Origin of the sequence: Rhizobium sp. WSM1274 (assembly GCF_025200775.1) — a bacterium.
GTDB classification, from domain to species: domain Bacteria; phylum Pseudomonadota; class Alphaproteobacteria; order Rhizobiales; family Rhizobiaceae; genus Rhizobium; species Rhizobium leguminosarum_I.
Genome location: NZ_CP104138.1, coordinates 97,445 through 121,849, shown reverse-complemented (window position 1 = coordinate 121,849; position 24,405 = coordinate 97,445). Strand labels below are relative to the sequence as shown.

The 24,405-nt window shown below is 61.9% G+C and carries 21 protein-coding genes and 3 pseudogenes; 10 read left to right on the top strand and 14 right to left on the bottom strand.

Translation table 11 applies throughout. The features are described from left to right. Positions 1-630, top strand: a complete 630-nt coding sequence (locus N2600_RS00625) for a glutathione S-transferase family protein (RefSeq protein WP_260297681.1) — start codon at positions 1-3, stop codon at positions 628-630. Positions 631-1,197: 567 nt separating this feature from the next. Here the strand turns inward: N2600_RS00625 and N2600_RS00620 are convergent. The 8 genes and pseudogenes from N2600_RS00620 to N2600_RS00585 form a co-directional block, all read right to left on the bottom strand. After that, a pseudogene (locus N2600_RS00620) lies at positions 1,198-1,304 on the bottom strand (glyoxalase superfamily protein); the annotation flags it as partial. A gap of 89 nt (positions 1,305-1,393) precedes the next feature. Further along, positions 1,394-2,572: a GGDEF domain-containing protein gene (locus N2600_RS00615; protein WP_260297680.1), complete on the bottom strand. Its 1,179-nt coding sequence runs from the start codon at positions 2,570-2,572 to the stop codon at positions 1,394-1,396. A gap of 173 nt (positions 2,573-2,745) precedes the next feature. Then, positions 2,746-3,792 (bottom strand): dihydroorotase, encoded by a 1,047-nt coding sequence (gene pyrC / locus N2600_RS00610; RefSeq protein ID WP_260297679.1) that lies wholly within the window; start codon positions 3,790-3,792, stop codon positions 2,746-2,748. A gap of 104 nt (positions 3,793-3,896) precedes the next feature. Then, entirely contained in the window at positions 3,897-5,078 is a 1,182-nt protein-coding gene (locus tag N2600_RS00605) for an MFS transporter (protein ID WP_260297678.1), read from the bottom strand. Between the two features lie 334 nt (positions 5,079-5,412). Continuing rightward, on the bottom strand, positions 5,413-6,045 hold the full coding sequence (locus tag N2600_RS00600) for a nucleoside triphosphate hydrolase (RefSeq protein WP_260297676.1): 633 nt from the start codon (positions 6,043-6,045) through the stop codon (positions 5,413-5,415). After that, on the bottom strand, positions 6,042-6,824 hold the full coding sequence (locus tag N2600_RS00595; protein ID WP_017966817.1) for an ATP-binding cassette domain-containing protein: 783 nt from the start codon (positions 6,822-6,824) through the stop codon (positions 6,042-6,044). The genes N2600_RS00600 and N2600_RS00595 overlap by 4 nt, the downstream gene beginning before the upstream one ends. Positions 6,825-6,826: 2 nt before the next feature. Further along, positions 6,827-7,891, bottom strand: a complete 1,065-nt coding sequence (locus N2600_RS00590) for an ABC transporter permease (RefSeq protein WP_026154411.1) — start codon at positions 7,889-7,891, stop codon at positions 6,827-6,829. Between the two features lie 155 nt (positions 7,892-8,046). Then, complete coding sequence (locus tag N2600_RS00585; RefSeq protein ID WP_017966815.1) at positions 8,047-9,066, bottom strand: sugar ABC transporter substrate-binding protein; 1,020 nt, start codon at positions 9,064-9,066, stop codon at positions 8,047-8,049. Positions 9,067-9,295: 229 nt separating this feature from the next. Here N2600_RS00585 and N2600_RS00580 point away from each other — a divergent pair, with 229 nt between their 5' ends. Together N2600_RS00580 and N2600_RS00575 are read left to right on the top strand one after the other, a co-directional pair. Next, positions 9,296-10,543 carry an ROK family transcriptional regulator gene (locus N2600_RS00580; protein ID WP_260297675.1) on the top strand — a complete coding sequence of 416 codons (1,248 nt, stop codon included), beginning with the start codon at positions 9,296-9,298 and terminating at the stop codon, positions 10,541-10,543. Further along, positions 10,527-10,997 (top strand): RbsD/FucU family protein, encoded by a 471-nt coding sequence (locus N2600_RS00575; RefSeq protein ID WP_260297674.1) that lies wholly within the window; start codon positions 10,527-10,529, stop codon positions 10,995-10,997. The genes N2600_RS00580 and N2600_RS00575 overlap by 17 nt, the downstream gene beginning before the upstream one ends. Positions 10,998-11,112: 115 nt before the next feature. Here N2600_RS00575 and N2600_RS00570 read toward each other — a convergent pair whose 3' ends face one another. After that, positions 11,113-11,595 carry a RidA family protein gene (locus tag N2600_RS00570; RefSeq protein WP_260297672.1) on the bottom strand — a complete coding sequence of 161 codons (483 nt, stop codon included), beginning with the start codon at positions 11,593-11,595 and terminating at the stop codon, positions 11,113-11,115. Between the two features lie 19 nt (positions 11,596-11,614). Next, positions 11,615-12,049 carry a cupin domain-containing protein gene (locus N2600_RS00565; protein WP_260297671.1) on the bottom strand — a complete coding sequence of 145 codons (435 nt, stop codon included), beginning with the start codon at positions 12,047-12,049 and terminating at the stop codon, positions 11,615-11,617. 116 nt (positions 12,050-12,165) lie between these two features. Between N2600_RS00565 and N2600_RS00560 the strand changes: the two genes are divergently transcribed. The 7 genes and pseudogenes from N2600_RS00560 (at position 12,166) to N2600_RS00530 (ending at position 19,759) form a co-directional block, all read left to right on the top strand. Beyond that, on the top strand, positions 12,166-13,698 hold the full coding sequence (locus tag N2600_RS00560; protein WP_260297670.1) for a winged helix-turn-helix domain-containing protein: 1,533 nt from the start codon (positions 12,166-12,168) through the stop codon (positions 13,696-13,698). Positions 13,699-14,043: 345 nt separating this feature from the next. Further along, positions 14,044-14,718 (top strand): hypothetical protein, encoded by a 675-nt coding sequence (locus tag N2600_RS00555; protein WP_260297669.1) that lies wholly within the window; start codon positions 14,044-14,046, stop codon positions 14,716-14,718. Positions 14,719-15,087: 369 nt separating this feature from the next. Beyond that, a pseudogene (locus tag N2600_RS34570) lies at positions 15,088-15,765 on the top strand (diguanylate cyclase domain-containing protein); the annotation flags it as partial. Between the two features lie 21 nt (positions 15,766-15,786). Continuing rightward, positions 15,787-16,632, top strand: coding sequence for a putative bifunctional diguanylate cyclase/phosphodiesterase (locus N2600_RS34565; RefSeq protein WP_260298861.1), 846 nt, complete (start codon positions 15,787-15,789; stop codon positions 16,630-16,632). 238 nt (positions 16,633-16,870) lie between these two features. Beyond that, a pseudogene (locus tag N2600_RS00540) lies at positions 16,871-17,005 on the top strand (TetR/AcrR family transcriptional regulator); the annotation flags it as partial. Positions 17,006-17,419: 414 nt separating this feature from the next. Beyond that, positions 17,420-18,366 (top strand): IS630 family transposase gene (locus N2600_RS00535; protein ID WP_222282285.1). Its coding sequence is split into 2 segments (ribosomal slippage): positions 17,420-17,758 and positions 17,761-18,366, totalling 945 coding nucleotides; the frame shifts between segments, so codons are not numbered across the junction. Positions 18,367-18,820: 454 nt separating this feature from the next. Continuing rightward, positions 18,821-19,759: an IS110 family transposase gene (locus tag N2600_RS00530; RefSeq protein ID WP_260109994.1), complete on the top strand. Its 939-nt coding sequence runs from the start codon at positions 18,821-18,823 to the stop codon at positions 19,757-19,759. 175 nt (positions 19,760-19,934) lie between these two features. Here the strand turns inward: N2600_RS00530 and N2600_RS00525 are convergent, their stop codons facing one another. From N2600_RS00525 to N2600_RS00510, 4 genes are all read right to left on the bottom strand, one after another. Next, on the bottom strand, positions 19,935-20,972 hold the full coding sequence (locus N2600_RS00525) for a 4-hydroxyproline epimerase (RefSeq protein WP_260109968.1): 1,038 nt from the start codon (positions 20,970-20,972) through the stop codon (positions 19,935-19,937). 15 nt (positions 20,973-20,987) lie between these two features. Next, positions 20,988-21,698 (bottom strand): SDR family oxidoreductase, encoded by a 711-nt coding sequence (locus N2600_RS00520; protein ID WP_260297668.1) that lies wholly within the window; start codon positions 21,696-21,698, stop codon positions 20,988-20,990. Between the two features lie 9 nt (positions 21,699-21,707). After that, the gene (locus N2600_RS00515; protein WP_260297667.1) at positions 21,708-22,958 is read right to left on the bottom strand and encodes an NAD(P)/FAD-dependent oxidoreductase; all 1,251 of its coding nucleotides are present in this window, start codon (positions 22,956-22,958) and stop codon (positions 21,708-21,710) included. Positions 22,959-23,074: 116 nt separating this feature from the next. Next, positions 23,075-24,352 (bottom strand): alpha/beta hydrolase, encoded by a 1,278-nt coding sequence (locus N2600_RS00510; RefSeq protein ID WP_260297665.1) that lies wholly within the window; start codon positions 24,350-24,352, stop codon positions 23,075-23,077. Between the last annotated feature and the right edge of the window lie 53 nt (positions 24,353-24,405).

Genomic DNA, 24,405 nt, shown 5'->3' with positions numbered 1-24,405 from the left:
ATGTTTACGCTTCACGACTATATGCCGTCGCAAAATGGCTGGAAGGTCCGGGTTTTGCTCGGCCTGCTCGACATACCGTACCGCAGCCGTATCGTCTCGATCTTCGAGGGCGAGAGCCGCACCGAGGCGTTTCTCAAACTCAATCCGGTGGGCGCCATCCCAGTTCTCGAACTCGACGATGGGCGTCCGATCGCCGAATCCAATGCGATCCTCACTTTTCTCGCCGAGGGCACACGCTTCCTGCCTTCAGACCACTATCTGCGCGCCAAGGTCATGCAATGGCTGTTCTTCGAACAGTATCATGTCGAGCCGGTCATCGGCTCGCTGCGATTCTGGACGTTGACCGGACGGCTGGAGCGTAACCAGAGCATGATTGCGGGCAAGCGCGAAGCCGCAGCCCGCGCGCTTGCCGCCATCGATCGCAGCCTGAGCGACAGCCTGTTTCTTGTCGACCAGCAGCTGACGATCGCCGATATCGCCGTTTACGCCTATAGCCACCGGGCCGAGGATTGCGGCTTTTCTCTCGCAGCCTATCCCGCCTTCGCCGCCTGGTCCTACCGCGTTCGAGGTGCCATCGGGGCAGATTATCCGGTCTATCCCTATAGTATGGACCCGCATTCGGCCGGCTAAGACAGAGTCCGCCTCGTGGCCGACCGGGAGTTTAGCGATAGCGCCGGCGCGAGCCGTTCCGGCTACCAGCATCCGGGTGCGGAACGCGCGCCAGGCGGAGCTCACAGCGAGCAACAAGAACAAGCCTGCGAAAATGACCCACAAAAACCGCCTTGCGTCAGGTTGTCACCCTCGGGAGTGAGGCAGATGGGTAGGGCCTGTGATATGCAATCTCGGAACTTCCAGTACCTTTCATAGAATAACCATCCGAAAATGTTCCTCTGGCAAGCATGTCCGCGACCCCATGGCTCCGGCATTGCGCCCTTTTAGACCGGACAGCTGGAGGAAGCAGCTAGCAACTTTTCCCCCGATATATCTTGCTCTGACTAAGAAGAAACCGTACGGCGCTGCTACACGTCTCTTCTCCCCAGCGGGGAGAAGGTGCCGGCAGGCGGTTGAGGGGGTGAGCGGCAAAGCCGCGAGTGTCCGGAGCGCAAGCGCAGGACAATGAATGGAATGCCGTGTGGCCCCCTCATCCGACCCTTCGGGCCACCTCCCGCTGGGGAGAAGAGGGAGCCAAGCCGTGACCATGTAGCGGTAGTCCTTGCCTGAGAGTTCGGATAGGCCCCCACATTGGCGACGCGGACGAAGGCCTTGGCGCCGGGGCTGGCGTCGCCGGAATGTTCGCTGAGGTTGTCTGGATGCATTCACCTTAACGCAAAAGCGTCGCGGGGCGGCTGGCCGCATCCGGGCGAGGGCGATGTTATGGGAGGTCAGCCGGGAATCAAGACGCGGTGCGCGTTGCTTCGACGGGAACCGCCTTGAGGTAGCTGGCAAGTTCGACCCGGTTGCGGCCGGCGCGCTTGGCGACGTAGAGCGCCTTGTCGGCGGCACTCAGCATGGCGTCGAAATCCAAGCTCTTCGAACGGCCGGGGGCGACGCCGACGCTGACCGTGCATGTCAGCACTTCGTCGTCGATATGGATCTCGCGCGCTTCGAACGCCCTGCGGATGCGCTCGGCCGTCAGTTCCGCCCGGCCGGGCATGATCTCCTTCAGCACCAGCACGAATTCCTCGCCGCCGAGACGAGCAGCGGTGTCGCAGGTTCGGCAATGGGCCGAAAGCTCGCCGGCGAAGACATTGAGCACGCGGTCGCCGGCGGCATGGCCGAAGCGATCGTTGACGGATTTGAAATGGTCGATATCGAAGACGATGACGGCCGTGGTCGTTCCCATCGGACGCGTGCCGTATTGGTCGAAGAGGGCACGACGGTTGAGCAGGCCGGTCAGCGGATCGGTGATCGCATCGAGACGATGGCGGGCAGCGAGCCGCCATTGATGCAGCGCCAGCGACAGCGCGCCGATACCGGTCATGCCGGCAATGCAGACGGCAAGGCTCAGATCTTCGGCCCAGTTGCTGGGGGCTTTGCCGAGCACCAGCTTGCCGTCGGAGATCAGCACGGCGGCGCAGAGAACGAAGGAGATCGCCGTCAGCGTATAGAGCGTGGTAATGCCGAGGAGCGGCGCGGGTGCTTCGGCGCGGGCGAGCCAATATTGCCGGGCGGTGGCAAAGAGCAAAAGGGCGATGGCGAGATTGTCGGCGATGAAAGCCAGGCCATCATAGCCCGATAGCATCGGCACGACGGAGAAGACCATCGCCGCAAGCGCGCGGATCGCGATGGCAAGGAGAGACATCCGGCCGGTGAGGAATTGTTTGCCTGCTCCCCAGATGGTGGCAAAACCGGCATGAAACAGCACGAAATTGGCAACGCCGAGCCATGTCTTGGGCGTATTGACATAGCCGCTATAGACGAAAATGCCGCTGACGACGAGGATAAGGCCGACGGTGGCGGTGAGCAGCACGGTTTCCGCGCGACGGACAAGCCAGCTGCCCATCAGCGTCACCGCAAGGCAGGCCGCGGAGACGCCGAGCGCCAACAACAGGGAGTTATAGTCAAGCATCATGCTTTTCAGTCTCCGCAGCTGTTGTCGCATCGAATGGCGGCTTACCGGTCTGCGAGGAGAAATGTCTTATGCATCCGTTAACAAATGATGCACTGCACAATGCAAATGTTACGCGTTTAACGTCGCGTCGAACTTTAAAATGAATATTCTATTTAAAATTGAAATCCGAAAGCTTACTCCTGGTGCATCACCTGCCAGCGCAGGGGAAACATCGGATCGAACACCGTCACCGGACCGGCGCCGGTTTCAATCCTCGCGGGAAAGACGACCGGCTCGGCCTGCCGTGACAGGGTGATGCGCTCCTCGTTCGGCTGCAGCCCGTACCAGGCCGGCCCGTTCAGCGACACGAAGGCTTCGAGCCGTTCCAGGGCGCCCTCCTGTTCGAAGACATGGGCGAGGCAGCTCATCGTATTGACCGAGGTATAGATGCCGGCGCAGCCGCAGGCGCATTCCTTTAGCGGATCGACATGCGGGGCGGAATCCGTGCCGAGGAAGAAGCGCGGATCGCCGCTGACGGCCGCCGCACGCAAGGCCAGCCGGTGGTTTTCGCGCTTGGCGACGGGCAGGCAGTAATAATGCGGGCGGATGCCGCCAACGAGGATGGCGTTGCGGTTGATGATCAGATGGTGGGTGGTGATCGAGCCGGCGAGATTGCCCTTGGCCGCCTTGATGTAATCGACGCCATCCCATGTCGTCACATGCTCCATCGTCACCTTCAGCTCCGGCAGGCGCTGGCGCAGCGGATCGAGCACGGTGTCGATGAAGACGGCCTCGCGGTCGAAGATATCGACCTCCGGCGTCGTCACCTCGCCATGGACGCAGAGCGGCAGGCCGATCTTTGCCATGCGCTCCAGCACCGGCATCGCCTTTTCCATGTCGCGCACGCCGCCATGCGAATTGGTCGTGGCGCCGGCGGGATAAAGCTTGACGGCGGTGATGAGGCCGCTGTTCTTCCCCTCCTCCACATCATCCGGGCTGGTATGTTCGGTGAGATAAAGTGTCATCAGCGGCTGGAAGCGATGGCCGTCCGGCAAGGCTTTGAGGATGCGCTCGCGATAGGCCTTGGCGTCAGCTGACGTGACGACCGGCGGCACGAGATTGGGCATGATGATGGCGCGGGCGAAGGTGCGGCTCGTATCAGCGATCACGCCCTCCAGCATGGCGCCGTCGCGCAGATGCAGGTGCCAGTCATCAGGACGGCGGATGGTGATCGATTGCATGGCAGGCCTCCGAAGCGATGCGTCTGCGGTCTCGATAACACTAAAGCGCATCGCATTGAAATTGATTCATGCGGCGGGCTTTCGCTCTTTTCATGCCCGCTGCTCTATCTCCGAACCGATCTTATCAGGCACAATGCCGCTCCGGGCAGACAGAGACCGGCGCAAAGCTCGAACAACGACCAGTAGCCAAAGGATTGCGCCCAAAGGCCGGTCCCGGGCCCCGAGAAAAGAAGGCCGGCGTTCGCGCTATTGCCAAAGAGGGCCGCTGCGATTCCAGCCCTGCCAGGCAACAGATCCTGCAAATGAGCCATGCCGACGATACTGATGATCGCGATGCCTGTCGCCCGCAGCAACTGCGCAAGGTAGAGCGTCGTCAGTGAGGGCCAGGGGATCGGCAACAGGTAATAGACGGCGAAGACCCCGAAGCCGGCCAGCAGGAGCAGCCTGTTCGCCCCGCGTGCCGGCCGAAACACGAACAGGCTCATCACAATCACCTCAAGAAGCGCGCAGAGGCTGAACAGCAGGCTGACGTCCGCCTCGGATCCCAACTGCTGGGCAACGACGATCGACACGGCATTGGCACCGGTGAACATGGCGGTGTGAAAGGCGGTAAGCGCCAACACGGCAGGCGCTGTGGACATCAAAACGTCCAGCGTCAGGCGCTGCCGGCTAGCTGTATCCGCCACGACCTTGATGCGGCTCACCAGCACGACCGCCAGCGCCAAGGCGGCGAGCAAAGCTGCGCCGACATAGATGCCATCGAGGTCCCAGTAGCGAACAAGAATGGCGCCCAGGGCTGGCCCGACGGCCCAACTCAGCGAATTGCACGTGCGCAGCGCCGCCATGCCCTTGGCGCTCGTCTGCTCGCCTGTGCGATCGAGATAGCCTTTCGCCGTCGCAAACAGCAGGGAGAACGAGGCAGAACTGATACCGAAGAGGACGGCCGCGTTGAGAAACAGCATCCACGATTCGCTCGCCACCGCGCAGAGACCGAACCCAGCCATCTTGGCCAGCAAGGATATCAGCAACGGCCACATCATCGGCTTGCGGTCATGAAAGTGGCCAAAGATCGTCGTGACGACGATGCCTGAGATCGCCGACAGGCTTAGAAAAGCTCCCAACTGCAGAGGCGACATGCCGATCTTATCAACGGCGAGCAGGGCGATGTAACTGAAGGCCATTGCCTCGGCGAGCATAGCGAAGAGGATTGCAGTCAGTGCGGCAGGGAAGAATGGAACGCGAAAAAGGGCGAAGATCGCGCGCGTGATGGGAAGGCTGAACGTCATGTGTCATCTCCAACGGGATGAGGAAGAGGCATGAACGCACAGACTTCATCGAAAATCCGGCGAGGGGAGCCCGACGCATCGCGTGACTTCTTACATGACGGACATGCCGGCACCCCGCCAAAGGAGGGCACCGACCAAACGGCAGGGTGTGTGGACGTTATCCTTCGCGACCATACTCAAGCGCAAGTCCCTTTTGCTCGAATTCGGCCGACTTGCTGCGAAACCTTGATTCACAAGAGGCGCTGCCAGCACCTTGTTATGCCTATCGGCATCCGGAACCGCTACGCAGGACCGGGCGGCATGGATTGTTCCCATGTGAGAACAATCCGCGGCATCACGCCAGCGCGATCTCCAGCGTCACATCCGCCGGGCGGCGGTTTTCGAGGATCAGCCGGCCGTTCGGCAAATCATTGCCGTAGACCTTGGCGCTGGCGGCCTCCTCGGTGAGGTTATAACCACGCCAGCGCGCCCAGAGCCGTTCCTCGAGCACCTCGATCGGCGGCGCCAGCATGATCGAAAAATCGAAGACGCCTTCGAGTTCGGCCCATTTGCCGAGCGAAAGGAGCAGATAATTGCCCTCGACGATGATGAAGCGGTGATCGGGGGAAACAGGTCGGGCGGACGCTATCGCGAGTTCACGCGAGCGATCGAAGACCGGCACCAGAACTTCCTGATCGGCCAGCCTGACGGCGCGGATGATATCGAGGAAACCGCGGACATCGAAGGTCTCCGGGATGCCCTTGCGCGCCAGCAGGCCGCGTTCGATCAGGATGGCGTTGTCCATGTGAAAACCATCCATCGGCAGGACTTCGGCACTTTCACCCCTGGCCTTCAGCGCTTCCGCCAAATTGTCGGCCATGGTCGATTTGCCGGCGCCCGGAGGTCCGGCGATGGCGACCAGGAAACGCTTGGAATGGCCGGCGCGGTCAAGAACTGCGCCGGCGATTTCATCGATGCGTGCGTTCATGCGGCGACCGGCTCCGTCGGCACCGCCTTGGCGCCGGTCATGAAGGCGACGGCGTCGGACATGGTGTATTCCTTCGGATCGATCACCGTCAGCCGGCGGCCGAGGCGGTGGATATGGATCCGGTCGGCCACTTCGAAGACATGCGGCATGTTGTGGGAGATCAGCACGATCGGCAGGCCACGGGCGCGCACGTCGAGGATCAGTTCCAGCACGCGGCGGCTTTCCTTGACGCCAAGCGCTGCGGTCGGTTCGTCCATGATGATGACCTTCGAGCCGAAAGCGGCGGCGCGGGCGACCGCGACACCCTGGCGCTGACCGCCTGAGAGCGTTTCCACCGCCTGGTTGATGTTCTGGATGGTCATCAAGCCGAGTTCGGACAGCTTGTTGCGCGCCAGCTTTTCCATGGCCGGCCGGTCGAGCATGCGGAACATCGAACCGAGCACGCCGGATTTGCGGATCTCGCGGCCGAGGAACATGTTGTCGGCGATCGACAGCGCCGGCGACAGCGCGAGGTTCTGGTAGACGGTCTCGATGCCGGCCTCGCGCGCTTCCATCGGCGAGCGGAACTGCACCTGCCGGCCTTCGAGGGTGATCACCCCCTCGTCGGGGGTGACGGCGCCGGATATCGCCTTGATCAGCGAGGACTTGCCGGCGCCGTTGTCGCCGATGACGGCGAGGATTTCACCCGGATAGAGATCGAAATCGGCATTGTCGAGCGCGGTCACGCGGCCATAGCGCTTGACGAGACCGCGGGCGGTGAGAAGGGGTTCGCGATCCATGATTACACCGAAACCTTTCTGATCCACTGATCGATAGCGACGGCGGCGATGATCAGCACGCCTGTCAAAAGGACTTTCCATTGCGGGTCGGCGCCGAGCATGTTGAGGCCCATCGAGACGACGCCGACGATCATCGCACCGAAGAGCGTGCCGAGGATGGAGCCGCGGCCGCCGAACAGCGAGATGCCGCCGATCACAGTCGCGGTGATCGCCTGGAGGTTAAAATCGGTGACGGCCGAGGACGGCGAGATCGAGCCGTTGCGGCCGATCGAGACCCAGGCGGCCAAGCCGGCAATGACGCCCGAGATGGCGTAAACGGTCAGCAGCACCTTCTTGGTCTGAATGCCGGAGAGCTTGGCTGCCTCCGGATCGTCGCCGACGGCATAGACATGCCGGCCCCAGGCGGTGTGATTGAGGACATACCAGAGGACCACGACGAGCAGCACCATGGCGATGACGCCGACGGTCAGCACGGCGCTGCCGAGCTTGAAGCTCACGGCGAAAAGATGCAGCAGCGGCGCCTTTTCGTCGACGTCGGTGTCGCGGATCGTCTCATTGGCGGAATAGATGAAATTCGTCGCCATGACGATGTTCCAGGTGCCGAGCGTGACGATGAAGGGCGGCAGCTTCATGTAGGCGACGAGGAAGCCGTTCAGCAATCCGCAAAGGCCGCCGACAAGCATGCCGGCTGCGACCGCGATCGGCGTCGGTATGCCATAGGTGATGGCGACATTGCCCATGATAACCGCCGAGATCACCATGATGACGCCGATCGAAAGATCGATGCCGGCCGTCAGGATGACCAGCGTCTGGGCGGCGCCGAGAATACCGACGATGGCGATCTGCTGCAGGATCAGGGTCAGCGTATAGGACGAGAAGAACCGTCCGCCGATGGTGATCCCGAAAATGATGATCGCCAGCACCAGCACGATCAGCGGCACGGCGGCCGGCGTCGAGTGGAGAAAATGCTGCGCGCGCTTGATCAGCGAGACATTCTCGTGCTCGAAGGAGGCAACGCTCTTGTCGCTGCCGTCGAGGACACGTTCGAATTCCTGTGTTCCGGTCATGGTTCCTCCTCCGCATCCGCGCGCCGAACTCGCGCGGGGGCCGTCACCGATATCCATCCGGTCTTTGATTAGCCGGTTCGCGAGGCGACGGCACATCGTCCGTCGAAAACGGCCGGGGATCAAGCCCCGGCCGGTCTGCTTTCAACAATCAGGGCTCAGCCCCAGCACTTGTCGGTGCCTTCCTTGGTGTCGATCGACTTGACGCCAGAAACCGGCTTGTCGGTGACGAGCGAGACGCCGGTGTCGTAGAAGGACTTGCCTTCGGTCGGCTTCGGCTTTTCACCACTGTCGGCGAACTTCTTGATCGCTTCGACGCCAAGGGCTGCCATCATCAGCGGATATTGCTGCGAGGTGGCGCCGATGACGCCTTCCTTGACCGACTTCACGCCCGGGCAACCACCGTCGACCGAGACGATCAGCACGTTCTTTTCCATGCCGACGGCCTTCAGCGCCTGATAGGCGCCGACAGCGGCCGGCTCGTTGATCGTGTGGATGACGTTGATGCTCGGATCCTTCTGCAGAAGGTTTTCCATGGCCTTGCGGCCGCCTTCTTCATTGCCGTTGGTCACGTCATGACCGACGATACGAGCATCGTCCTCGTCGCCGATCTTGTTCGGGTCCTTCGGATCGATGCCGAAGCCCATCATGAAGCCCTGGTCGCGCAGAACGTCGACCGTCGGCTGCGACGGGGTCAGGTCGAGGAAGCCGACCTTGGCGTCCTTCACCTTGTCGCCCAGCGTTTCCTTGGCCCACTGGCCGATCAGCTTGCCGGCGAGCAGGTTGTCGGTGGCGAAGGTGGCGTCGGCGGCATCGGCCGGCTCCAGCGGCGTGTCGAGAGCGATGACCAGCAGGCCGGCATCACGGGCCTTTTTGACCGAAGACACGATGCCCTTGGTGTCGGAAGCAGCAATCAGGATGCCCTTTGCGCCGTCGGCAATGCAGCTTTCGATCGCAGCCACCTGGCTTTCGCTGTCACCGTCGACCTTGCCGGCATAGGACTTCAGCGAGACGCCGAGTTCCTTGGCCTTGGCCGTCGCACCTTCCTTCATCTTGACGAAGAAGGGGTTGGTGTCGGTCTTGGTGATCAGGCAGGCAGCCACGTCAGCCGCCATGACAGGAGCGGAAAAGGTGACACCAAGCGCGAGCGCGCCGAAAGCGAGAACGGATTTCTTCATGGAACTCCTCCCAGAGTTTGCCGGCGCCGCCCCTGCGGGGCCGGAAGCTTAAGATATGACACTTCGCCGTGGATCGCTAATGCCTCCTAGCGGTCCCGTGCCCTTGACGACGGCAATTAAGAGCGAAAAGAAATTGGCTTGTCAATAAATAAATCCAATTGAATTATTAATTCGATGTGGCATGCTCGAACGAATTAGGGCAATAGGCCAACGATCGGGAGGAGCGGCCATGTCGTCCTTGGATGGACCGGAACACACGCCGGTCCCGCCACCAATTCTCAATCCGGCCGGAGGTGCGAACCAGGTCAGGGTGCGAGCCTATAACGAACGGCTCGTGCTGTCGCTGGTGCGTCTCTACGGCGCGCTGTCGAAGGCCGATATCGCGCGCCGCAGCGGGCTGTCGGCGCAGACCGTCTCCGTGATCATGCGGGTGCTGGAAAAGGAAGGGCTGCTGTCGCGCGGGGAACCGGTGCGCGGCCGTGTCGGCCAGCCGTCGATCCCGATGCATATCAATCCCGATGCCGTCTATTCCTTCGGCCTGAAGATGGGCCGGCGCAGCGCCGATCTGGTGCTGATGGATTTCGTCGGCCGCATCCGCATGCAGTTGCACCGGACCTATGCCTATCCGCTGCCGGATGAAATCCTCGCCTTCGTCACCTCGGGCATCCGCGAGCTCGAAGACCGGCTGGACGAAAAGCAGCGCGGCCGCATCGCCGGCCTCGGCATCGCCGCCCCCTTCGAGCTCTGGAACTGGGCCGAAGAGGTGGGTGCGCCGCCGGGCGCCATGGAGGTCTGGCGCGACGTCGACCTGCAGGCCGACATCGCCTCCCGCGTCTCCCATCCGGTCTTCATGCAGAACGATGCGACCAGCGCCTGCGGCGCCGAACTCGTCTTCGGCGTCGGGCCGTCCTACCCGGATTTCGTCTATTTCTTCATCGGCTCCTTCATCGGCGGCGGCATCGTCTTGAATTCGGCGATCTTTTCCGGCCGCACCGGCACGGCAGGCGCGATCGGGCCGCTGCCAGTGCGCGGCAAGAACGGCGAGACGAAGCAGCTGCTTGAAATCGCCTCGATCTTCGTGCTCGAGAACATGCTGCGCGAACGCGGCATCGATCCCGAGCCGCTGTGGTATTCCGCCGACGACTGGGTGGATTTCGGCGCGCCGATGGAAGCCTGGATCCGGGATAGCGCCAAGGCGCTGGCGCAGGCGATCGTCGCCGCCGCCTCGATCCTCGATTTCAGTGCGGCCGTCATCGATGGCGGCTTTCCCGATTGGGTGCGCAGCCGCATGGTGCAGGCCACCATCGACGAAGCTGCCAAACTCGACCTGCAGGGCGTCGTCATGCCTGAAATCATCGAGGGCGCGGTCGGCGCCCAGGCGCGCGCCATCGGCGGCGCCAGCCTGCCGATCTTCGCGCGTTACCTCACCGACCAGAACGTACTTTTCAAGGAGATAGACCATGCTGAAAGGACTTGATCCGCTGTTGAGCCCGGAGCTGCTTTTTACGCTTCGCGCCATGGGCCACGGTGACGAGATCGCCATCGTCGACGGCAATTATCCGGGCGTCGAACATGCCCGCCGGCTGATCCGGCTCGATGGCCACCACCTCATCCCGGTCCTCAACGCCGTGCTCAGCGTGCTGCCGATCGACGATTTCGTGACTGATGCGATCTTCCGCTCGACCGTCAAGGCCGAGCGCGACAAGCTCGACCCCGTGCACGAGGAGATGATCGACTGCTGCGCCCGCCACGAGCCGCATCGGCAGGTGGTGCCGCTGATCGGCCAGGATTTCTACGGTAGGGTGAAATCCGCCCATGCGGTGATCCAGACCGGCGAGCCCAGGCTCTACGCCAACATCATCCTGCGCAAGGGCGTGATCTATCCGAAGGAGGCGGACCCCCATGCTGAGGTTGATCCCTTCGTTTACTAGAGCATGATGCCGAAAGTGTGAGCGGTTATCGGACGACACCATGCTCTGACGATCTGGCGTGGAACAGGATTCAGATTTTAGGCCAAACTGGCCTAAAATCATCCTGTTCTGGCGGTCACCCGTCTATTTCGACTTCCGCTTCACAGTTTACGGGCGCATTCAAAGGGATGGCCATGCCGATTGACGAGCGGGCGTGGGCGCCAACGTTGGGGCCGTACAGCTCCAGTATCAGATCGGAATAGCCGTTTGTGACCAGCGGCGTCTCATTGAAACCCGGAGCAACATTCACCATGGCGAAGACGCGCAGCCAAGCCGTGACCCGATCAAGATCTCCGACAGCACGTTTGAGACTGGCGAGATGGGCCAGGGCAACGAGCCGGGCTGACGCGTAACCCTGCTCCGGCGAAACATCCGCTCCGACCTTGCCAAGCGGAGTTGCCAATGTCCCATCGCGGTTGCACGCGACGTGACCCGAAATGTAGGCGCGGGTGCCGCGCACCCGAACCCAGGCGAAGGGCATATGCAGCCCCTCGCGAACTTTCAAAGGTTCGGGCAATTCCAGACCGATTTCGGCCAGACGTTGTTCGATGATGGCCATGGTGCACCTCCGGGTGTGATTAAGGTACGATGTTGTCGAGCTCCGGCATCAGAACGACGCTCTCGTTAGCGGCAGGGTCGTTGCGGGCACCGAGGAATTCGGCGTTTTCGGTGCTGCGATTGACGGCCACGTGGGGAACGCCGGCCGGAATGAAGAGATAGTCGCCGGCGTGGACCAGTTCGCACTGTTCGAGCTCCGACCCCGACCAGATCTCGATCTCTTGGCCCGCAGTCATCAGAAGGGCCGTCTCGTGTCCCTCATGGCGATGGGCCTTGGTTCGTCTGCCTGCGGGCAGCGAAATCATCCCCAGCCACAGCATGCTTGACCCGACGCTTTGTGCCGAGACGCCCGAGCGATAGACCGACCCTTGCTCGGCGACATGGCTGCCGCTCCCGCGCACGACTTTCGCGGTTAATCCATGAGGATTTTTCGGTTGCGTTGCTTCGTTCTTCATCGCTCTCACCACTTCAACCGCTGCACTGGAGCAGACTCTGCGCGCTCAGCCGGCGCAAGTCCTGAAGCGGGGCCGAAAAATTCCGAAAAGCTGCGAAATCGCGTATCATCTCGGCCATGAACACCCAGCACCTTGCCTTCGGCAACTTCGAGTTCATTGCCGAGAACGGATGCCTGTTTCGCGACAATAGGCCTGTCGCTATTGGCGCCCGCGGTGCTTCCCTGCTTGCCGCTCTGCTTTCGGCACAGGGAGGTGTCGTCTCCAAGTCGGCCCTGATGGATGCGGTTTGGCCGGGATTGGCCGTCGAGGAAAGCAATCTTTCCGTTCAGATTGCCGCCCTTCGCAAGCTGCTCGGCCCTGCATCAGACGGCGGCGAATGGATCGTCACGGTCCCGCGGGTCGGGTACAGATTTGCCGGTCCGGTGGAGAGCCGGGCCGACGCAGCCGATAGCGGATGGCATGCGCAGACCAGTTCGATCCCGGCGATTGCCGTATTGCCGTTCGAAAATCTCGGCGGTGATGCTGAAAGACAGTATCTGGCCGACGGTATCGCCGATGATCTGATCATGGCGCTCGTTCGGTTCAGATGGTTCCGCGTCGCCTCACATGGGGCGAGTTTCACAAGGAGGGATGGCTCGAGGGATCCGCAATCTATCTCGCGCGAACTTGGCGTCGATTTTCTGGTGGATGGAGCTGTCCGGTATGCCGGCGATCGGATCCGAATATCGGTGCACCTCGCCGATGCAGCGAAAGGCGCCACAGTCTGGTCCGAACATTACGATCTTCAGGTGGCCGAGATATTTGCGGTGCAAGACGCCATCGCCGAGCGGATCGCGGCGGCGGTCGAGCCCGAGCTGCTGTTACGCCACGGGCTTCAGGTGGCTCCGCACACCGGCAACATCACTGCCTGGGACCTTGTACGGCAAGGCACATTCAAGTTCCACAAGGTCACGCAGTCCACCCACATAATCGCACGGCGATTGTTCCGCGAGGCTGCGGAGCTCGATCCCATGCTTCCGGAGGCGCAGATCTGGCGAGCGCGGGTCAATGCGGGCCTCATTGCCTACGGCTGGACTGATAACCCCGCCGCGGACGGGAGGGAAGGATTGGATGCGGCCCTGCGGGCGATCTATCTCGATGCGCGGAACCCATATTCGCACTATGCGCTGGCAATTGTGTCTGCCTATACAGGCAGGGCTGACCAGGCGATCCTCGCAGCGGAACGGTCCATTGAACTCGGTTCGAGTTTTGCCTTGGGCTATCTCGTCCTCGGCATGGCCCGTCTTTTTTCGGGGGATGCGGCCGGCGCGCGAAAGCCCCTGGCTCGCGGCCTCGAACTCAACCCCCATGATCAGCAGAATGGGGTTTGGTTCAGCCTCTTGATGCTTGCACTGTTCTTTTCGGGCAACGTCGAGAGCGCGCTCGAAACGGGACGTACGGCGCTAAAGGCGCGGCCTGACTGGCCGGCGCTTCTGCGCATTCAGGCGTGCTGCCATATGGCCGTGGGACATCGTGAGCAGGCTCGTCGCTTTGCTGCGGCTGCAAGCGATCTTTCCGAATCTGCCGGCGATGCGCTTGGTCCGTTCAGAGATGGCAACAAGGAATGGGCCACTCGCCTGAACGAACTGCTGCGAGAGGCAGAACTTTAAAACGGCCGGTTGGCAAAACCTGTTCAGGATAGGCGCCGAAGAAGGGGTGATCTATCCTAGAGGGCGGGGCCTGGGTGCCCGGCATGTACGATCCCCTTCGTCTGGAGGAACAACGGCAAAAGTGCGCAGCGGTTTGGTCATCGGTAAGCTTTGGCTTTCGGGCCGGCTAAGGTCAGTCTTTCGCCATTCGTTCGATAGATGTTATGGTGCGGCCGGTGCGTTGGTCCGCCGCGCCGGCAAATCGCTCGGCTGCGAACGGCGCCTCACCACCAGGAGCCGACGTCGCGCGGCTGTATGGAGACGTGCGGGATCAGGCCGGTGAAGCGATGAGGACACGGATCTCAGATGGCACCTGACATGAGCACGACTCCCCGTCGCAGCACCACCGGTCTGCGCAAGTTTCTGGATCCTGAGCAGCAGCGCGATTGGATAGAAGGCGAGGCGGAGTTGATCGACGCCGAAGAACGCGAGGAGTCCCTGGAACAGCGGTTCAGGTACGTCGCACGGTTCGAGAAGCTGCTTCGTCGCCCGCAGGCGCAAGATGTTCTGGAAATTCTCAGCGTATACGGACAAACCTGCATCCCCATCCCGCGCAAGACTGAGCGTCACTACTGGTCGGTTTCGTGCCTGCCCTCGACGTCCGACAAGCCGCTCATCCGCGTCAATGCGAGTTGGATGGAGCTTTTCACGCTCTACGCCGACGGCGAGGGCCTGCGTGCACGATTCCTGGTGCATCTTTCGCATTTCACCACCGACCATTCACCCGCGCAGGGCGATGTGGACGAGGCTTTTCTCGAGGACTGCGTCACGACGCTCGAAGACGTCGGTTATTTTTTCCCACGCGGCGAGGACATTTTCGGCATCACTGTGCGAGGCTCCGCCTCGATCCGCAAATTCCTGGCGGAGCGCCGCATCTTGCGCGCCATTCGGACTTTCAATGTGACGCACATGAACCGAGGTCGGAACGCCTATCAGGCAAGCCACTGCTACAGCCTGGGGGATAACATGCTGGCGGGTTGATCGGCCGTGGGATGCCCTACCCTGGCGAGACTGCGGAGCCGGCTCGCGGTCGCCGGCGACGCGCGGATGCTGACGGCGACCGGCAGACACCATCGAATCGAAGCCTCATCCGATTTACGGGAAAGATATCCAATTCACGCAGCGAAACGCTCGCACCTTCGTCAATACAAACGCGACATTAACCTTCGAAGGTGGACGATCTTACGGACTTGTCGGTGCTGCGCAGCTTGATCAACGACTGCAATGCCCGACGCGGCATTCGATGATACGAGCATCAGCCATGTCGGCTGTTGATTGAAAGCATCTTGGGGACGATGCGGTCCTTCGAGCTGGCCATGATGGCTCTTCACACAACAGGAGCCTGTTCATATGCCTCGCATCCAACCAACCAGACCGCAGGTGGAGATCGTTGCCTGGCTCGCGGTCTTCCTGCTTCTCTTCTGCCTGTCTTGTTTCCTCCAATGGCATGAAGGGCTGGATCGGTTCATCGAAAAGCATCATGACTATCCGCTGGACCATGCGCTCCTCGCCCTCAATATCTCCGGGTTTCTCGGGCTCATTTATTCCGCACTGAGAATCCGGGATCTTTCGAGGGAGGTCAATCGCCGGCTGCAGGCCGAAAAGAACGTAGACTGGATTGCCTGTCACGACACGCTGACCGAACTGCCTAACCGCAGGTTTCTGGATTCCGTATGCGCGCAGGCGATGACCGATCAAAGGGAAGAAGCCTACGCCGTGTTCAGCATCGATCTCGACGGCTTCAAGAAGGTCAACGACCTCCTGGGGCATGATCACGGTGATGCGGTGCTGAAGACTGTTGCTCAGCGGCTCTCTTCCCTCTTTCCCCGCGAACACGTTTTCCGCCTTGGTGGAGACGAATTCGTTGTCCTGGCGCGGCGAACCGGAAATCCCGATCTTGCCGTGTTGGCGAACCGCATAGTGACCGTGATCGGCAAGCCGTTCACATTCAATGGTGTCGGCGTTGACCTCGGCGCCAGCGTCGGCTTCGCGCTTTTTCCGGAGAACGGCGATGACCTCAGTCAAGTCATTCGACATTCCGACTGTGCGATGTATGTCGCCAAAAAGCAGGGGCGCAATCTGGTGAAGCCCTGCGTGCCTTCGATGCAGGACGAGTTGGCGAAGCGCATTCGGATGGAAGCCAATCTGAGAGCAGCCATCAGGAAGGCCGAGATCGTTCCCTACTATCAACCGCTCGTGGACCTGAAAACGAATAGGACTATCGGCTTCGAGGCGCTGGCACGCTGGAAGACGGCCTCCGGCGAATTCATCCGACCGAACGAATTCATTCCGGTGGCGGAGGAAGCCGGTCTGATCGTCGAATTGACCGACCAACTGCTTCGCCACGCCTGCACCGATGCGCTTTCCTGGCCAAGCGAGCTCGTCCTGTCATTCAACCTTTCTCCGATCCAACTGAGCGATCGGTTACTGGGGCTCAGAATTCTCAAGATATTGGGCGATGTCGGTCTGCCCGCGCACCGGGTCGAGCTGGAAGTGACGGAGAGCGCCATCATCCAGGACGCCGTTACGGCACGAATCCTCCTCGATGATCTGGTGAATGCCGGGGTCGGGATTGCTCTCGACGACTTTGGAACAGGTTATTCCAGCCTCTCGCAACTATCCAACTACCGGTTCGACAAGATCAAAATCGACAGGAGTTTCGTCTCTTCATTCGAAACCGACGATAAGCAAGACAAGGTGATCAGGGCGATCATCGCTCTCGGCGTGGGACTTGGCGTGACGATAACGGCCGAGGGTATCGAAGAGGAGAGCCAGCTTCAGCGGCTTCAGGACCTGGGTTGCGACATCGGCCAAGGTTATCTGCTTGGCAGGCCAGCGCCGGCCGAGAAGCTTGCCACAGGCCAGGCCAGCGCCAGAATTTTGCAACGCGGTTGATGGGCCGCGGTATGTCGGCTCTGAATCAGAGCCGACACGAGCTTACCGACTTCAAGTTACGCTTATCAATGCCTCACTTTTCGGTCAAAGCTGCTTGGCTTTGTCGGCATCGAACGCATAGGACCTGACGCCATCGGCAAACAAGCGCTGTCCATCTGGCCGACCAGCCGTTCCACACTCTCCAAAACGTTCATCCTAAACCTTAAGCGACGGATACTCACGCACTTGGGATGACCGAGGCAGCGAGGGTCACGTGGAACTCGGCGAACTCGTGCGCGCCGCCCGCGCCGTCACGCTCGACCGCCTGAAGGCGCGCCTGAACCAGGCGATATCAGCAGGCGAAATTCCAGCCTCGACCGACGTCCATGCGCTTGGCCACCGGTGGTGCTGAGCTCAGGCAGGGCTGATCGCGTTTCGAATATTGTTACGCGAGAGTGCGCCTGCGTCACCTTTGGTCAGTCGGTCGCGGAAGCTTGGTGGGGTCGCTGGCGCCGGCATTCAAGAGAGCCTCATCCTGAGGTGCCCCGAAGGGGCCTCGAAGGACGAGGCGGGCATTTCGGCGTCGGATCTATGCAAGGAGTGGCGTTTGCGACGTGTCCTTCGAGGCGATCCTGCGGATCGCACCTCAGGATGAGGAGCGTGGAGGATGCCGCGGCCGGCTCCCTCTACAACGGTTTTGAGCCGGGTCGGGCTAGAGCGGGATTGTTTTAGTCGGAATCGGAACAGGGATTCCCTTTCTGGTGCAAATCAGATTCACCATTCTGGCCGGTGCAGGAGGCCGGTCTGGATGGCGAAACCTTTTTCGGATGATCTTCGGGAACGCGTTGTTGGCGCAGTAACGCGCGAGGGCCTGTCGTGTCGAGCGGCGGCAAAGCGCTTCGGCATTGGCATCAGCACCGCGATCGACTGGGTCCGGCGCTTGCGTGAGACGGGCAGCGCGGCTCCCGGCCAGATGGGCGGGCACAAGCCACGGGCGATCTCAGGTAAACATCGGGTCTGGTTGATCGATCGCTGCCACATGCAGGCGTTCACCTTGCGCGGGTTGGTGGCGGAACTCGGAGAGCGCGGCCTGAAAGTGGATTACAGCGCCGTCCGGACCTTCGTGCATGAGGAAGGGCTGAGTTATAAAAAAAGACGTTGGTCGCCAGCGAGCGCGAGCGGCCCGATGTTGCCGCCCGGCGGGCGCGCTGGCTGAAGCATCGCCATCGCATCGATCCATCTCGCCTTGTCTTTATCGACGAAACCTGGACGAAGACGAATATGACGCCGCTCAGGGGCTGGGCGCCGCGCGGCGAACGGCTGTTGGGCCATGCGCCCTTCGGCCACTGGAATACCATGACTTTTGTCGCAGCCCTCAGGGCCGACCGCGTCAGCGCACCGTGGATCATCGACGGCCCGATCAATGGCGAACGCTTTCGCATCTATGTCGAGAGGGTGCTGGTACCGGAGCTCAAACCCGGCGACATCGTCGTCATGGATAATCTCGGCTCGCACAAGGCCGGCGCTATCCGTGCCGCCATCCGCAAGGCCGGCGCCAGATTGTTCTTCCTGCCGCAGTATTCCCCCGATCTCAATCCGATCGAAAAACTCTTCGCCAAGATCAAGCACGAGCTGCGCAAGGCGCAGGCTCGAACCCGACAGGCCATCGACGACGCGCTGGCAGCCACCCTTCAAACCGTCTCGCCGAAAGAGTGCCAAAACTACTTCAAGGAAGCCGGATATGAACGGACATAAAACAATCCCGCTCTAAGATCTCAGGCTGCTGACAAAGAGCGGACGCGCCATGCGAGAGGCGGGCGAGGAACGGAGAGGTCGCCGCATATCCTCTTCTCCCCTCGGGGAGAAGGTGCCGGCATGCAGATACAAGGGGGCCACACGGCACGCCCTTGCCGTAATTGCCACCCCGACGGCAAGCGCGCTGAACATGCAAAACGATACCGACATGGTCGAAGCCGCACGGGCGTTGTTGAAAAGACTGGCATCGGCGGCCCCCTTGTATCTGCATGTTAGATTTTATGTGCGATGGAAGCGATTGAGCCTCTGGCTGGGTGGCCACCCAGCCAGAGGCGTGACGAAGTCGCCCGTTTCCCCCTCCGGTTACAACCGTGGATGAGCCTGGGATCTTCGTCATCGTCACGTACGACCGAATAGTCGCTTGGCTTCAACCGCACGCACAAGGCAGGTTACCGTGAACAGAGTTATATGTGGAGTGGATGTTTCGAAGGACTGGCTGGATGCGTTTATCCGCCCGTCCGGGGTTTTTGAGCGTTTCAGCAACGATGCGGCCGGCATCGGCGCGCTGGCTGCGCTCTGCCGGGAGCAGGGTGTCGAGCTCGTCGTCATGGAGGCGTCGGGCGGCTACGAGCGTTCGGCCTTCCTGCTGTTGTGGGAGTTGGGGATCGCCTGCGCGCTTGCCAATCCGCGCCATGTGCGCCGCTTTGCCGAGGCCATGGGCTTTCTGGAAAAGACCGACCGGATCGATGCGGCGATGATCGCCCATTATGCCGAGGCCAGGCGGCTGTCTGCCCTGCCGCCGCCGAAAGCCGCGCAGCTGCGGCTGTCGGCGCTGATGACGCGGCTGTCTCAGGTCACCAGCGATCTGACCGTCCAGAGGCAGCGCCGCAGTGCTGCCCGCGATCAGCAGAGTGTGGCAAGCCTCGACGAAGTGATCGCGCTTCTGGTGCGCCAGAGCCGCACCCTTGAGGGCGAGATTGCCTCGATGATCGACGACGATCCGCTCTGGGCCTGCCTCAACCAAGCCTTTCGCTCGATCAAGGGGGTGGCGGACCGTACCGTTGCCCGGCTGATGGCCGAACTGCCCGAAATCGGCCGAATCTCCAACAAGGCGATCGTCAAACTGGCCGGCCTGGCGCCGATTGCCAACGATAGCGGCAAACGCAGCGGACCCCGGCCGGTGCGCGGCGGGCGCTCCGGACCGCGTGGCATCCTGTTCCTGGTCGCCGCCACCGCGGCCAGGTACGATCCGCATTTGGCTGCCTTCAGGCAAAGGTTGCAGAGCGCTGGCAAGCCAAAAATGGTTATCCGCATTGCGCTCGCCCGAAAACTGCTGGTCATTCTCAATGCAAAAGCACGGGATGCGCGAAGAGAATTCGAATGCGCAACTTGACAACCCAGATAGTCGCTCATCCGCCCTACGGGCACCTTCTCCCCGCTGGGGAGAAGAGGGAATCGAGACGTCGCGACATATCCCTTCGCCCCGTCTACGGTCGTCGGAAAGACGGGGCGAGACCGGTGGCTCGACCGAGGCAAGGTGGCGGCAGTCGGATGCGGCGTCCAACCGTTCATATCTCCCCGGCGGCCGGCCCCCAGACATCCGTCAGCGCAAAACCACCCGGATGCGGGTCAAAGGGATCTAACGCTACCTGGGTCAGGCCGAAGGTGAAGCCGCGGCCGGTGATGGTGGGGATGACAGCGGGGCGGCCGGCCACTTCGGTCACCGCCTGGAGGCCGACTTCGAATTCGGAGCCGATGATCGATTTCGAGGTGAAGGTGTCGCCGACCTTGGCCTTGCCGCGGGCATAGAGCGTCGCGAGATTGGCGGAGTTGCCGGTGCCGCAGGGCGAGCGGTCAGCTCGGCCCGGCCACATGGTGGTGCAGGTGCGCACCGTGCCATCGGCTTCGGTATCGCGGAACATGACATAGGCGACGCCGGAGATGGCCGGGATCTCGGGATGGACGACCTTGATGTCGCGGTTGATCAGTTCCTTGAGGATCATGCCGGCCTGGACGAGGCCGGCGGCATTGGCCTTCTCGATCGTCAGACCGATCTGGCCGACATCAACAAGCGCATAGAAGATACCGCCATAGCAGATATCGGCCTTGATCTTTCCCCAATGCGGCGTGTCGATTGCGACATCGAGCTCGTGCACGAAGGACGGCACCATGGTCAGCCGGACCTTCTCGCAGCGCCCGTCGCGGCAGGTCGCCGTCGCCTTGACGAGGCCGGCGGCGGTTTCGAGTGTCACGATCGTCTCCGGCTCCTTCATCTCGACGATGCCGGATTCGAGAAGCGCCGTCGTCACGCAGATCGAGTTCGAGCCGGAGCTCGCATGCGCCTGGTCGGGCTGCAGGATGATGAAGGCGGCGTCGGCCTCCGGGTGCCGCGCCGGCAGCAGCAGGTTGACCGAGCCGATCGGGGCGCCGCGCGGCTCCAGGCAAAGGAAGCGGCGGAGTTCGTCGCCCTTCGGATCGGTGTTCAGCCAGTGCAGCTGGGCGGCAATGGTATCGCCGGGAATCTTCGGCACACCGCCGATCGCGACGCGGCCGATCTCGCCTTCGGCGTGGACATCCAGCAGTTGGATCGTGCGCTTCCATCTCATATCGAAAACTCCAGATCAGACGTGACGGGTGACGCCGCCATCGACGCGGATATTCTGGCCGGTGATGTAACCCGCGCCTTCGGAGAGCAGGAAGGCCGCGGTCTTGGCGATCTCCTCCACATGGCCGATGCGCTTCATCGGGACCTTCTCGGCAGTCTCGGGCTTGTGGTTCAGGCTGTCGATATAGCCCGGCAGGATGCAGTTCATGCGGATATTGTCGGCCGCATAACGATCGGAATAAAGCTTGGTGAAGGCGCCGGCAGCGGCGCGGTAGGTGCAGGAAACCGGGAAGACCAGCGTCGGCTCGTAGGCGGCGAATGTGGTGATGTTGACGAAGGCGCCCTTGCCTTGTTTCAGCATGACCGGCGTCACCAGGCGGGCCATGCGCACCAGCGACAGGATCATCATGTCCGAGCCGAGCGTCCAGTTCTCGTCCGATATATCGAGCAGGTCGCCCTTCGGCGGATGGCCGCTCAGGTTGACGACGGCATCGATGCGGCCATAGGTCTTCATCGTCAGGTCGAAGATCGCCTTCAGATCCTCGGCCTTTTCGGCCACGCCGCGCGAAGCGACGCCGCCAAGTTCGGCCGCCAGCTTCTCGCAGCTTTCCGACGGCGACATCAGCGCCAGCCGATAGCCCTGCGCCGAGAGCTCGCGGGCGATTGCCTCGCCCATACCGCGGCCGCCACCGGTGATCAGCGCGACGGGTCTGGTGGTTTCGGACATCGGGGCCTCCTAATATCGGTCTATGCGGAACGGCGTCATGTCGAGGCATGGTTTAAGCCCGGTCACCATATCGGCGATCACCAGCGCTGTCGTTGCCGAAAAGGTCAGGCCGAGATGGCCGTGGCCGGTCGCATAAAAAACGCCCGGCATTTTCGACGAGGGCGAAATGATCGGGATCGTGTCGGGCAGCGCCGGGCGATGGCCCATCCATTCCGTCGTCTCCTCGACCTTGAGACCGGGCAGCGCACGCTGGGCGTGGCGCACCAGCACCCGCGGACGGCGGAAATCGGGCGCCGCATCGAGGCCAGCAAGTTCGACATTGCCGCCGACCCGGATGCCGCCCGCCGTCGGCGTCACCATGAAGGCGCGATGCGGCCAGATCACCGAATAGCGCATCGCGATGCCGGGCTTCATGATCTGCGTGTGATAGCCCCGCTCGGTTTCGAGCGGGATCGGCTCGCCGAGCTTTTCGGCAAGGAAACGGGTGTGGACGCCGGCGGCGAGCACCACCGAACCCGCCTCGATCCGCCTGCTATCCTCGAGGAGAACGACGGCGGTGTCATCGCCCCGGCGCTCGATATTCCGCACAGTACCGGAGACGAAGGTCGTGCCGGCAGCCTTTGCGGCGTCGGCGAGTTTGACCACGAGCTTGTAGGGGTCGCGGATCGACTTGTTGTTGGGGAGCAGCACGGCTTTGGCAATCGCCGGTGACAAAGCGGGTTCGTAATGTTGGATGGCGCCGTTGCTCAAGACCTCGAATTCGAGGCCGTAGCGCTGCATCATGGCGAGATGGCTGCGATCGGCGGCAAATTCCGCCTCGGTCTCGTAGATGGCGAGACAGCCCTCCTCGGTCATCAATTCGGGTGCGCCGATCGCCTCGAGCATCTCTTTGAAATCGCCAAGCGCCCGGTTCGACAGGCGCATGCCGGCGTCCTCGATCTCTCTGAGCCGCGAGGGCCGGCCGGCAGCGAGGAAGCGCAGGAACCAGGGCAGCATCCTTACGGCATAAGAGGGACGCAGCCAGACCGGGCCTTCAGGATCGAGCAGCCAGCCGGGGATCTTCTTCCAGGTCGAAGGGCCGGAACCGGCGGCAAAATCGAGCGCAATGCTTGCCATATTGCCGAAGGAGGTGCCGCGGCCCGGCTCGCCCTTGTCGATCAGCGTCACCTCAAACCTGCGCCGCTGCAGCTCGAAAGCGATCGAGGCGCCGATCACGCCTGCGCCGACGACGGCCACGTTTCTCTTCGTCTCATCCGCCATGCCATCAACCCATCGCACGGCAGACAGAAGTGCCGTCGTGCATCTGATATATCACAACAAGATGCGATGCCTAGAGAATTTCCGGTTTTTTCCGATTCACGGAATTGCTGGAATTTTTACTGGCTTTCCGGCAGGCCCGCACCGACGCTGTCGCCGACCGAACCGACGGTATTGTTCATCGACTGGCCGAGACGTTTCAGCTGGGCGTCGTAGTTGCGCCGGGTGCGCGGATCGAAGATCGCAATCGGCGTGCTGACGGCGACGCTGACAGCACTTCCGGCGGTCTGGGCAGCGCCCATCGCCACTGCGCCGACGGCCTCGCCGAGGCCGACATTGGAATCGGTGATCGTCTGGCCGGCAATCAGCCGGTCGCCGATCAGCTTCACCACTTCGGGGCTTTCGGCGAATTTGCCGTGGTTCAGCCGGTCGCCGCCCTTGAGCTTGGTGAGGTCGAGCACGGTGATGCCGGCCGCCTCGAGCTTGCTGCGATAGGGCTCGACTGAGGGATCGATCTGGCCGAGCCGGTCGACATTGCCGGAGATGCGCCGTGACAGCGCCAGAGCCCGATCATCCCTAGAGACGAAGATGGTGAAGTGCGGCCTGTCCTTGCCGAGGCTGGCGAACTGGCGGCCGAAGACATCGACATCGAGATCAGGCGAGGCAAGGATGACATTGTTGATCTTCGGAGCGACGTGGCCGTTGCGGATCGCCATCTGCCTGAGCGCTTCGACGGTGAGCCACGTGCCCATCGAATGCGCCATGATGGTGACGTCGCTGACGGCTGGATTGGCGGCGGTGCGGGTCAGCAAGTCCTCCAGCGCATCGCGGGAATAGTTGGTGCTTTCCTTGTCGTAATTATAATCGAAGATGCTGCCGCGCGACGGCCAGGTGAAGACGACGGGGGCAACGTCGGCATGCGAATCGTGGACGATCTGCGCGAAGCGGTAGACGGCATCCTCATAACGATTGTTGAAACCGTGGACGAAGACGAGCACCCGGCGGCTCTTCGGCATATGGGACTTCAGCCAGGTCTCGCCGGCCCGCTCGCCTTCCAGCGGATCGACGGAAACGGTGACGAAATCGCGCAGCGGATCGGCCGGCAGGCGGCTTGGCCATTGCACTTGGCCGACCTTGCGATTGGCTTCCGGCGGGATGGAGACATCGACGGCATTGACAGCGAGCCCGGTGCCGCGCTCACCGGAGAAAAGCACGGCGGGATTGTCGTCGGCAGCGCGTGTCGTGGCGACGAGCAGATCGACCTTCGACGTGCCGGGCGGCACGGTGCCGGTCGCCTGCATGACACCAACCGGCCTGCCGCCGCAGCCGGAAAGCGCCATCATTGCCACCAAAAGACCTGTCACGGCCGCGCGCGGGGCGCGTCTCTTGCCGATCATGACCAACTCCAATCGGTTCACGCAGCGGACAGGCGGCGCCCGTCCAAATAGTC